Annotated in this window: 9 protein-coding genes; 5 read left to right on the top strand and 4 right to left on the bottom strand. The window is 68.6% G+C overall.

All coding sequences use genetic code 11. The features are described 5' to 3' along the window. Positions 1–71: 71 nt before the first annotated feature. Both ACWGE0_RS45260 and ACWGE0_RS45255 read right to left on the bottom strand, forming a co-directional pair. Positions 72–1484: an ATP-binding protein gene (locus ACWGE0_RS45260; RefSeq protein ID WP_452267028.1), complete on the bottom strand. Its 1413-nt coding sequence runs from the start codon at positions 1482–1484 to the stop codon at positions 72–74. Between the two features lie 8 nt (positions 1485–1492). Further along, complete coding sequence (locus ACWGE0_RS45255) at positions 1493–2191, bottom strand: response regulator transcription factor (RefSeq protein WP_452267027.1); 699 nt, start codon at positions 2189–2191, stop codon at positions 1493–1495. Positions 2192–2326: 135 nt separating this feature from the next. Between ACWGE0_RS45255 and ACWGE0_RS45250 the strand changes: the two genes are divergently transcribed. The 3 genes from ACWGE0_RS45250 to ACWGE0_RS45240 are packed head-to-tail and all read left to right on the top strand — an operon-like array spanning position 2327 to position 4946. Then, positions 2327–3685 (top strand): ferredoxin reductase family protein, encoded by a 1359-nt coding sequence (locus ACWGE0_RS45250; RefSeq protein WP_452267026.1) that lies wholly within the window; start codon positions 2327–2329, stop codon positions 3683–3685. Positions 3686–3699: 14 nt separating this feature from the next. Next, entirely contained in the window at positions 3700–4203 is a 504-nt protein-coding gene (locus ACWGE0_RS45245) for an FMN-binding protein (RefSeq protein WP_452267025.1), read from the top strand. Between the two features lie 2 nt (positions 4204–4205). Then, entirely contained in the window at positions 4206–4946 is a 741-nt protein-coding gene (locus ACWGE0_RS45240) for an FAD:protein FMN transferase (protein WP_452267024.1), read from the top strand. A gap of 186 nt (positions 4947–5132) precedes the next feature. Here the strand turns inward: ACWGE0_RS45240 and ACWGE0_RS45235 are convergent, their stop codons facing one another. Continuing rightward, a complete protein-coding gene (locus tag ACWGE0_RS45235; protein WP_452267023.1) occupies positions 5133–6167 on the bottom strand; it encodes an ADP-ribosylglycohydrolase family protein in 1035 nt (344 codons plus the stop codon). 102 nt (positions 6168–6269) lie between these two features. Here ACWGE0_RS45235 and ACWGE0_RS45230 point away from each other — a divergent pair, with 102 nt between their 5' ends. After that, the gene (locus ACWGE0_RS45230) at positions 6270–9035 is read left to right on the top strand and encodes a BTAD domain-containing putative transcriptional regulator (protein ID WP_452267022.1); all 2766 of its coding nucleotides are present in this window, start codon (positions 6270–6272) and stop codon (positions 9033–9035) included. A gap of 169 nt (positions 9036–9204) precedes the next feature. Here ACWGE0_RS45230 and ACWGE0_RS45225 read toward each other — a convergent pair whose 3' ends face one another. Further along, positions 9205–9999 carry an SGNH/GDSL hydrolase family protein gene (locus ACWGE0_RS45225; RefSeq protein WP_452267021.1) on the bottom strand — a complete coding sequence of 265 codons (795 nt, stop codon included), beginning with the start codon at positions 9997–9999 and terminating at the stop codon, positions 9205–9207. A gap of 235 nt (positions 10000–10234) precedes the next feature. On the opposite strand from ACWGE0_RS45225, the gene ACWGE0_RS45220 reads away from it, so the two are divergent. After that, entirely contained in the window at positions 10235–10654 is a 420-nt protein-coding gene (locus tag ACWGE0_RS45220) for a hypothetical protein (RefSeq protein WP_452267020.1), read from the top strand. Positions 10655–10897: the final 243 nt, after the last annotated feature.

The raw sequence follows: 10897 nt of genomic DNA, 5'->3' as shown, positions 1-10897 counted from the left end.
GCCTAAGTACCTGAGGCTTCTCCAAGTACCACCAACTCACCAGTTGGTGGTACTTGCAGACGCCAGAACAGCTACGGCCGCCGGGGGAGACGGATCGTGAACACCGTCGACCCCGGCCGGCTGGTCATGTCGATCGTGCCGCCGTGGGCCTGCACCAGCGACTGGACCACGGCGAGGCCGAGTCCGCTGCCGCCGCGCTGGCGGGTCCGCGAGTTGTCCACGCGGTAGAACCTGTCGAAGATCCGCGCCTGGTCGGCAGCCGGGATGCCAGGGCCGGTGTCGCTCACCTGCACGACCGCCCAGCCGTCCGAAGCGGTCACCTTCAACGACACCGCGGTGCCGGCTGGCGTGTGCACGGCCGCGTTGGTCAGGAGGTTGTCGAGCACCTGCCGCAACCGCGTCGCGTCGGCGGTCATGGTGACGGTGTCGGCGTCCAGCGACAGCTCGTGGGACGGACGGGCTGCCCGGAACGCGTCGGCGGCCGCTTCCGCGAGCACCGACAGATCCATCTCCTCCGGGCGCAACGGCGGTTCGGACTCCGCGGAATCCAGGCGTGCCAACAACAACAGGTCGTCGAGCAGCACGCTCATCCGGGACGCCTCCGACCGCAGCTTCTCCAGGTGCTTCTCGCGTTCGCCCGGTTCGTTGGCCGCCGCATACCGGAAGAGGTCCGCATAGCCGCGCAACGACGTCAACGGCGTGCGCAGCTCGTGTGAGGCGTCGGCGATGAACCTCCGCAGCCGCTGTTCCGCAGCCGTGCGGGCGGCCAAAGAAGAGTCGATGTGCGCGAGCATGTTGTTGAACGCCTCGCGCAGTTCCTCGACCTCGACGCCGCCACCCTTGCCGTCCACGCGCACGGCCAGGTCGCCCGAGTCGGTCAGGTCGTGCGAGGAGATGTCGTGCGCGGTGTCCGCCATGTCCGACAGCGGTTGCATGCCCTTGCGGATCAACGCCTGGCCGCCGACCACCAATGCGACGAGCGCGGCCAGGAAGGCGATGACTCCGACCGTGACCAGCTGGGAGATCGTGCCGTCCCGGTCGTTCATCGGGGCCGCGCTGACCACGATGTACTCGTCCTTGATGACCTGGCAGGCGCGCAGCCGGAACTTGCCCTCGTCGCGCAGGTACTCGGTCTCGAACTTGTCGGCGGTCAGCGCCTGCTTCGCGAGGGCGTCGAACTCCTCGCGGTCCTGTGGCTGCTGGTCGCCGGGCAGGGGCGTGACGCCGCCGTTCTCGATCTTGTAGACGACGGCGAACCAGTCGGGCGGGATCTTGGTGATCTTGCCGTAGTACTCGACCTCCTTGGCCGCGCCCTGCTGGCTGATCACCATCTGGTCGTCGAGGCGGCGGTCCAGGAAGTCCTTCATCGACGTGACCATGACCCAGCCGACGATCACGAACACCGTCAGCGCGAGCGCGCCGAGGCCCAGCGCGAGGCGGGTGCCGAGCCGCCAGTCGCGGACGGGCTTCAGCCGGAACCTCATCTGCCGGCTCACTCCGCTGCTCGGCGGAGCACGTACCCCACACCGCGCACGGTGTGGATCAACGGCTCGCGGCCGTCGTCGAGCTTGCGGCGCAGGTGGGAGATGACCAGCTCGACCACGTTGGAGCGGCCGCCGAAGTCGTACTCCCACACGTGGTCGAGGATCTGCGCCTTCGTCAGCACGGCCGGCGAGCGGCGCATCAGGTACCGGAGCAGCTCGTACTCGGTCGGGGTCAACGTCACGAGCTTGCCGGTGCGACGGACCTCGCGCGTGTCCTCGTCCATCACCAGATCGGCGACCTTGAGCACGGAGCGCTTCCACGACGGACCTGTCGAGCGGCGCAGCACGGCCCGCAACCGGGCCATGAGCTCTTCCACCGAGAAAGGTTTTACGAGGTAGTCGTCGCCACCTCGAGTGAGACCCGCCACACGGTCCGCAGTGCCGTCACGAGCCGTCAGGAACACCACGGGAACCATCGCCCCGGCAGCGCGCATTCGATCTAGAACGGTGAATCCGTCCAGGTCAGGCAGCATGAGGTCGAGCACGACGATGTCCGGCTGGAACTCGGCGGCCTCTCTCAGAGCATCCTCGCCGTTGAGCGCGGTGGCGGCCTGCCAGCCCTCGTACCGGGCGACCGTCGCGACCAGGTCAGCGATGTGCGGCTCGTCGTCGACGACGAGCAATCGAACCGAGTTCCCCTTGTCCACGTGCTCATGGTGCGTCACCTGGTGGCCCCCTCGCTCGATCGACAGGAAGTCGACAGTCGGTGCATAGGGGAGCCACAGCTCGAACGCTGAGGATCGAGAACGACCGCCAGAGACCGCCTGACCGAGGAGCCCGCCGTGACGACCACCCTGCAGCAGACCGCTCGACCGGCTCCGGCCGGCCGCGCGACGCCGCACAAGGTGCTGGCCAAAGCCGGCCTCTACGTGTTCCTCCTGGCCAACGCGGCGTTCGTGACCTACCTGTTCAACGCGGCGGGTGTGGGCTCGAACAAGCTGATCAACTTCGGTCGGCTGACCGGGCTCTACGGCGCGCTCGCGATGGCGTTCCAGCTGCTGCTGGTCGCCAGGCTGCCGTGGCTCGACCGCCGGTTGGGCATGGACAAGCTGACCTCGTGGCACCGCTGGGTGGGCTTCACGATCTTCTGGATGCTGATCGGGCACCTGACCTTCATCGCGTTCGGCAACGCGGGCTCCGACGGCCCGATCGCCGAGGTCATCAGGCAGGCGACCGAGCTGGAGGGCATCCTCCGCGCGCTGGTGGCGTGGACGATCATCATGATCGTCGGCGTGGTCTCCGCCCGCTTCGCGCGGCGCCGGATGGCCTACGAGACCTGGCACTTCATCCACCTGTACACCTACATCGCGATCTTCCTCGCGTTCACGCACCAGGTCGCGGTCGGCAGCACGTTCCGCAAGTCCGAGCTCGCGACGGCCTACTGGTGGGGCCTCTGGGCGTTCGCTCTCGGGGCTGTCTTCGTCGGACGGGTGGCGCTCCCGTTCTGGCGCAACTGGCGTCACCAGTTCCGGGTCGCCGCGGTCGTGCCCGAGGCGCACAACGTCGTCTCGGTCTACATCGAGGGCAAGGACCTGGACCAGCTCGGCGCCAAGGCCGGCCAGTTCTTCCTGTGGCGCTTCCTGACCAAGGACCGCTGGTGGCAGGCCAACCCGTTCTCGCTGTCCGCGGCGCCGAACGGCAAGTACCTGCGGCTCACCGCGAAGGCTCTGGGCACCGGCAGCGCGGACATCCGCAACATCAAGGTCGGCACCCGCGTGTTCGCCGAGGGCCCGTACGGCGCCTTCACGACCATGCACCAGACCAGGCCGAACGCGCTCCTCGTCGCGGGTGGTGTCGGTGTCACGCCGATCCGCGCGCTGCTGGAGGAGATCAAGGGCCACGTCGTGGTGATGTACCGGGTGAGCGACCCGCGTGAGGCGGTGCTGCTGCGCGAGATCGAAGGCCTCGTGCGGGCCAAGGGCGCGGTGTTGCGCCTGGTCACCGGGTCTTCGAAGACCATCACCGCGAACGGCCCGTTGCTCGGCCCTGAGAACATCGCCGCGCTGGTTCCGGACGTGCAGGACCGCGACGTGTTCATCTGCGGACCGAACGGCATGACCGACGCCGTGGTGCGCAGCCTCGACGAACTGGGAGTGCCCAGCAACCAGGTCCACGCCGAGCGCTTCGCGCTGGCCAACTGAAGGGGATCGACGACGTGAAGAGGGCAATTCCCGTTCTGGCGCTGAGCGTGGCCGGCCTGGTCCCGGTCTGGCTGTACTCGCCTGCTGCCGGCCACGAGGGTGAACTGACCGAGGTCGCCGCGCCGGAAACCCCGCAACAGCAGCAGACCCAGGCCGCTCCGAAGACCACCGGGGCCGCGCCGCAAACCACCGGTGCCGCACCGAAGACGACCGGTGCCGCACCGACGACCCAGCAGCAGCAGACCCAGCAGCAGGCGCAGACCCGCAACGTTTCCGGACCGGCGGTGAACACGTCCGAAGGCACCGTGCAGGTCCAGATCACGTTGCAGGGCACCAAGATCACCGACGTGAAGGCGTTGCGGGCGCCCAACAGTGAACCGACCAGGATGGCGCTGCCGATCCTGAAGCAGGAGGCGCTCAAGGCGCAGAGCGCGGACATCGACACGGTGTCCGGCGCGACCGCGACCTCGGAGGGCTACAAGAAGTCGCTGCAGGGCGCCCTGGACGGGGCGCGGTAGCGGTGTCGGTGCGGCGCGTCGAGCAGATCATGGGCCTGCCGATCTCGGTGGACCTGCGGGACGGGGACGCCGCACTGGCCGAGAGGGCTTTTGCCTGGCTGAGGGCGGCGGATGCGCAGTTCTCGCCGTTCAAGCCCGACAGCGAGGTGTCCCGGCTGGACCGGGGTGAACTCTCCAGGGAAGAGCTCACCCCGGATCTGGTCGAGGTGCTCTCGCTGTGCGACTGGTACGAGGAGTCGACGGGCGGCGCGTTCACGGCGCAGGTGCCGGGACGCGGCCTCGACCCGTGCGCGGTGGTGAAGGGCTGGGCCGTGCAACGCGCCGCGGACATCCTGCGCGACGGCGGAGCGACGACCTACTGCATCAACGCCGGCGGTGACGTCGTGACGGCCGGTGAGCCCGAGTCCGGAAAGCCTTGGCGCGTCGGCGTTCGGCATCCCGACCTCGCCGACCAGGTCTGCGTGGTGCTTGGCGTGCGGGACGGAGCCGTTGCCACGTCAGCGTTGTACGAGCGCGGCCAGCACATCCTGGACGGCCGTACCGGTAAGCCCGTCACGGGACTTTTGTCGGTCACAGTTTTCGCGGACGATCTCGCCATCGCGGATACCACTGCCACAGCAGCGTTTGCGCTGGGCAGAGACGGAATCGAGTGGGCTGCGGAGCAGGAGGACTGCGAGGTTTTCATCGTCGACGAAGATCGTCAGGTCTTCCGCAGCCCTGGACTTCCGGTACACATCTGTTAACATGCCCGCCCAACGGAGCGTTGACTCCGGGGCACGGATTTCGTTGATCAAGAGCTGGATCGGAGCTCGCGCTCGGGGCAAGACCCGGCCTGCTGTTGACCAACACCTCGTGCGAGAGAGCCTGTCGGCGTGCGAATTCGGGAGCGCGCGCAGACAGGCTCTTTCTGTTTTCCAGGTTTTGAGCGGTCAGGCGTACCGGTCCTCGTTGAAGTCGAGGTTCACGGCCGAGCAGCCCAGGTCGCGGCCCATCGCGTCCAGCACGTCCACCAGCTCCAGCCCGCTCAGCCAGTCGCGGGGCAGTGCTTCGGTGCCGTGCAGCGCGCCGAGCACGTTGCCGGTCAACGCCGCCGTGGCGTCGCTGCCGCCGGAGTGGTTGGCCGCGGCGCGCATGGCGTCCACGAACTGCACGGGCTTCGGGTGGGTCAGCACGGTGTAGACGGCGATGGCCAGCGCTTCCGGGCCGGTCCAGCCGCTGCCGAGCCGGTCGACGCGTACCGGGGCGCCGCCGTCGTGTTCCTCGGCCAGCACCACGGCGCGGGTCAGGACTGTCGCCGTGTACGTGTCGTCGCGCAGCACTCGCCCGATGACCTGGTCGATCGCCTCGCGCAGCGGCCGGCCCTTCACGGCGAGGAGGTGCACCAGCAACGCCAGGGCGCCGCCGGAGACCCAGCCGCCGGTGCCGCCGTGGGTCAGGGCTGCGAACCGGCAGCCCAGGTCGTAGGCGATCTGGGCGGACGGTGCGAAGCCTGCGGGAGCGGTGCGCGTGACGCCGTTGCAGCCGGAGGACTCGTTGTGCGGGTTTTCCGGAGTGGACGGTGTCTCGGCGGCCAGTGCGCGCAGGCAGGTCAGGCCCGGCGAGCGGCTTTCGTAGAGCCGTTCGTCTGCGAGCAGCCCGACGGCACCCCGCTCGGGGGCCGGTTGCTGCTGGGTGATCAGCCAGCGCCGGTAGCTGTGCCACACCATCTCGGACGGTTCCCACTCGCCGGTCCGCTTTCCGCGCACCCAGGCGCGCAGATAGCCGTCGGCGGTGAAGAGGGTCAGCTGGGTGTCGTCGGTGAACAGCGCGGGCTTCGGTGGGGCGAGCACACCCTCTGGGCCGTGTTCGCGCTGGATGTCGGCCAGGCCGAGGTACTGCACGGGCGCGCCCAGCGCATCACCGAGAGCGCCGCCGAGAAGGCACCCGGCGCCGCGGTCAACCACGGAATTCCTGTCTCGCGGCACGCGTGAACAGTAGCGTCCCGCGAACTTGAACCGTACTTGTATCTGAGACGGCCCCCGGCGCACCTTCTGAAGTGACGAGGTCAGCGCACCTGAAGGAGGGGCATGCGGAGCAAAACCGGACTCGAGTTCGGCGTGCTCGGTCCACTCCAGGTGCTCGCGGACGGACGGCTGATCCAGCTGGGCCGCCGCGGCATGCGCGGTCTGCTGGCCATGCTGGTCGTCGAGGCGAACCGACCCGTCTCGATCGACCAGATCGTCGACGCGCTGTGGACGGAGTCGCCGCCGGCCACCGCGCGGACGATCGTGCACGGTTACGTGTCGCGGTTGCGCAAGGTGCTGGAGGAGTCCGACCCGTCGGGCTCCGCGGCAATCCGCACCACGCCGACCGGCTACCAGCTGACCGTGGACCCCTGGCGTCTCGACCTGCACCGCGCCCGGCAGCTCGTCGCGTCAGCTCGTGGCAAGCCCGCCGCCATCAGGGCGGGCTTGCTGCGCGAGGCGTTAGGCCTGTGGCGCGGGCCGGTGCTCGCGGACGTGCCGGGCGACCCGATGACGTCTGATCTCGAAGAACTCCGGCTGTCGGCGTTGGAGGAACGCATCGACGCCGAGCTGGAGCTGGGCCGCCACCTGGAGCTCGTGGGGGAGCTGCGCGGCCTGTGCACCGAGTACCCCTTCCGGGAACGGATGGTCGCGCACAGCATGCGCGCCCTGTACCGCTCTGGGCAGCGTGCGGACGCTCTTGAGGCCTACCAACGGTTCCAGCGTCGTGCGGTGGACGAGCTGGGCATCGATCCCGGCCCGCAGCTGCGGTTGCTGCAGGAGCAGGTGCTGCGCGACGACCCGGCGCTGAGCCTGATCGGCCCGGTCGAGTCGCGTCCCGTCGCGCCGCGGGCGGGGATCGTGTCACCGGCATTGCTGCCCGCCTCGGCCTCGCGGTTGTTCGGCCGCGAGGCGGACAAGACGTGGCTGGACAACGTTTGTGCGTCGCGGAACCTGCTCGGCACGACCGTGGCCGTGCTGACCGGCGCACCCGGTGTCGGCAAGAGCGCGCTCGCGATCACCTGGGGGCACGAGAACTCCGAGATGTTCCCGCACGGCGTGCTGTTCGCGTCGCTCGGTGACACCGAACCCGGTGAGGTCCTGACCAGGTTCCTGGTGGCGCTGGGCGTGCCGGCGGACGGTGTGCCGGTCGCGGTGGAGGACCGCGTCGGGCTGTACCGGTCGTTGCTCAACCGCCGCCGCGTGCTGGTGGTGCTGGACGACGTGACGGGCTTCGAGCAGGTGCAGCCGCTGGTGCCGCCGGGTTCGGGCTCGGTCGTGCTGGTGACGTCGCGTTCTCAGATGGAACGGCTCGTCGTCACGAACAGCGCCCGCGTCCGCAAGCTCGGCCCGCTGGACGACGAGGCCGCGCGTGCGCTGGTGGACGACGTGCTGGGCAAGCCGCTGTCGTCGGAAGACCCGGTGGCGGCGCGGAAGCTGGCAGAGCTTTGCGGTGGGTTGCCGCTGGCGCTGCGGGTGGCCGCGGCGAAGCTGGTGATCAGTCCGGAGTGGACGGTCGAGGAGCTGGTGGGGGAGCTGGCCGACGACGGGCACCGGATGCGTGGGTTGGACCTACCTGAGGCAGGCGTGGGGGTGTCGCGGGCGCTCGACCTGTCGACCCGCGACCTGCCGTCCGAACTCGACGAGGTCTTCCAGTCCATCGGCATGGCGCCCGGCCGGTGGATGTCGTCGCACGCGGTCGCCGCGCTGACCCGCACCCGCGTCGAGTCGGCCCGTGACCGGCTGACCCAGCTGGTCGAGGTGAACCTGCTGGTCGAGCCGTGGCCGGACGGGTTCACGATGCACGAGCTGGTGCGGCTGTACGTGCGCGGAACCGGCCGCCCGGACCTGGACTCGTTGCGGCGCCTGGTGAACTACTACCTCGTGGCGTGCGACCACGTCCGCAGAGCCATTCGCCCGGCGCGTGACGGCCTGGACTTCGCCTTCGGGGACAACGGTTCCACGTCGCTGCCGGCGTTCGGTGACCCGATCGACTGGTTCGACCAGGAGTGGCCCAACATCGTCGCGGTCGTGCACGCGTCCGCCGAATCGGGTCTGCACGACCAGGTGTGGCAGCTCGTACGGCTGTTGCACCCCTACGCGACTGCGCGCGCACTCACCGGGGAGTGGGTGGCGCTGGTCGGGTTCGGTCTGGCCGCGGCCGAGGTGACGGGGAGCCGCCTCGGCCAGATCCTGATGCTGGACACGACCTACACGACGAACGCCCGGCTGGGACGACCCGTCCTGCTGCCGGACGCTCGCCGTGCGCACCGGCTGGCGTCCGAGCTGGGCGAGCGCCAGTACCTGGTGCTGACGCTCGCTCAACTCGCCGACGTGCTGTTCCGCCTCCAGCAGCACGACGAGGCGTTGCTGCACTTCTGGGAGTCGGTGCAGCTCGCGCAGCAGTCCGGCGACGTCGTCGGCGAGGGCCACGGCCTGAACAACGTGGCACAGGTCGAGCAGGCCCGCGGACACGTGGAAGTGGCGCTGCAGCACCAAGCTCACGCCGTCGAGGTGTACCGGCGCTCCGGCGACCAGGTCGCGTTGATCCGCGGTCTGGCCAACCTCGCCGAGCTGAACCTTCAGGCGGGGGCTTTGGACCAGGCCGAAATGTTGGCCAGGCAGGTGGTCGACCAGGCCGCCGTCGCCGAGGTGACCTACCTTGAGGGTTTTGGCCGCCAGGTGCTCGGCGGAGTGCTGCTCCGGCGGGCGGAATGGGTTGCTGCGACAGCGGAATTGACTGAAGCGCTGCGGCTGTATGCGCAGGTCAACTCGGCCCGCGCGGTCGAGGTGCGGGCCACTTTGGACTCGCTGTCGTCCGAGGTTTAGCGGGCGTTTAGTCGTCTGGTCCCAAAACATGGGATGTTGGATGTGCAGGCCGCCGAGTGGGGGATTACCGAGGGGGTAAGGCGCCTGCGTTTGGAGGGTCCGACCGGCATTCGGGGGAGAGTGCCGGTCGGGCCCTCGCTTTGTGTCCGGGGCCGTTGTCCGGGGCCGTTCAGTTGTTGACGCAGTTCTCGTCGGTGACGCGGGCCAGCGGCAGCAGTTCGGGGCGCTTCGGGGCCATTCCGTCGCCCATGGACTCGCCCCTGAGCGTGCGGCCGATCCACGGCACCACGTGTTCGCGGGCCCACTTGAGGTCGGCCTTCCGTTGGGTGACCCAGTCTGTGTGTTCGAGTGCGGGCCACGGCTCGTTCCACGCGTGGGTGTCGCTGAGGCCGAGCACCTCGTAGGTCTTGAGGGCGACGCGCTGGTGGCCTTCTGGGGAGAGGTGGAGCCTGTCCTCGCTCCATGCGCGACGGTCGTGCAGGACGTGCATTGACCACAGGTCGACCATGCGGCAGTGGTAGCGCTCGGCGATGGACCACAGGTGGGAGTTGTAGATGGCGATCTTGCCGCGCAGGCTCCGGAGGAGTGGGGTTGATCGCGTGTCGAAGCCGGTGAAGATGACCACGTCGCAGCCTGCTGCCCTCAGGTCGGCTACGGCTACCTCGTAGACCTCGGCCAGGGCGTCCGGGTCGCTGTTCGGGACCATGATGTCGTTGCCGCCGCCGCAGAACGTGACGAGGTCCGGTTTGAGGGAGATCGCGAGCGGGACCTGCTCGTCGATTATCTCCTGCAGCATCTTGCCTCTGATGGCGAAGTTGGCGTACCTGAAGTCAGGTGCCTGCCGGGCGATCATGTCCGCCAGGCGGTCGGCCCATCCCAGGTAGGTGTCACCCGGTCCCGGATCGTCCATGCCTTCGGTGAAGCTGTCCCCCAGTGACACCAGACTGTTCCATCGCAGCAGCACAACATCCCCCTTACTCGCGCGACTTCCTGCCCGTTGCGGCTCCCGTCTGCGGCTCCCGTTCGCAGGCGACTGGTTAGCATGCACAACCAACCACGGGCTACGCCACCGTCGGTTACAGCATCGTAAGTTTTTTCGCTGTGGGTGATGATTCTTTTGCCACACGATCGAGGGAAGCTTGAGCTCGATGCGGGTGATTCGGGGGGATTCGTCTCATTCGGTCGCTAGCTTCTGCCGGGTGCGTTCTGGTTTGCCGCTTCCTTCTGTTTCGCTGGGTGTCGCGCTTGTCACACTGGGGGTTCTCACCGGTGTGGTGATCGGCACTGGTGTGGTGCCGGTTCCGGGGCCCTCTGATGCCGCTCCCGGTGAGCCCGAGGTGGCGCAGGTCGGGGGTGATCTGCCGCCCATGGAGTTCACGCCTGGGCCGTCGTCGGTGAAGGTGACGCCGTCGCGGCCATCGGTGGGGCGGGTGGTGGTGACGCCGCCGCCGCATTCCAATCCGGTGGTCACGCCTGAGGGTGGGGAGGCTCGGGAGGTTGGGGAGGCTCGGGTGAGTGTTGTGGGGACGACTGTGGTGCCGTCGGTGTCGGTGCCGGAGGTGTCGGGTGAGGTCGTGCCCAGTGCGGCTTCGTCTTCTGTTGGGGCGCCGGTTCCGTAGGGTTCCCCAGTTGCGTTGAGCGTGTTGCGTTGCGTGCGTTTCCTGGGGGCGCTGCCCCCAGACCCCCGCCAATCTGATCAGGGGGTCCGCGCCGTACGCGGGTTGATGGCATGCCTGTTGCGTTGGGCGGCTGCCGGTTGCGTAGGCGTGCGGATCGGGTGGGGGTCCCCGTCACGAGCCGAGCCAGAGCGAGCCACCCACGAGGAGGGGTGTCAACTCGACGAAAAGCGTGTCGAGTGGACA

The organism is Lentzea sp. NPDC054927 (assembly GCF_053610285.1).
This window is presented reverse-complemented; position numbering and strand designations above follow the sequence as displayed.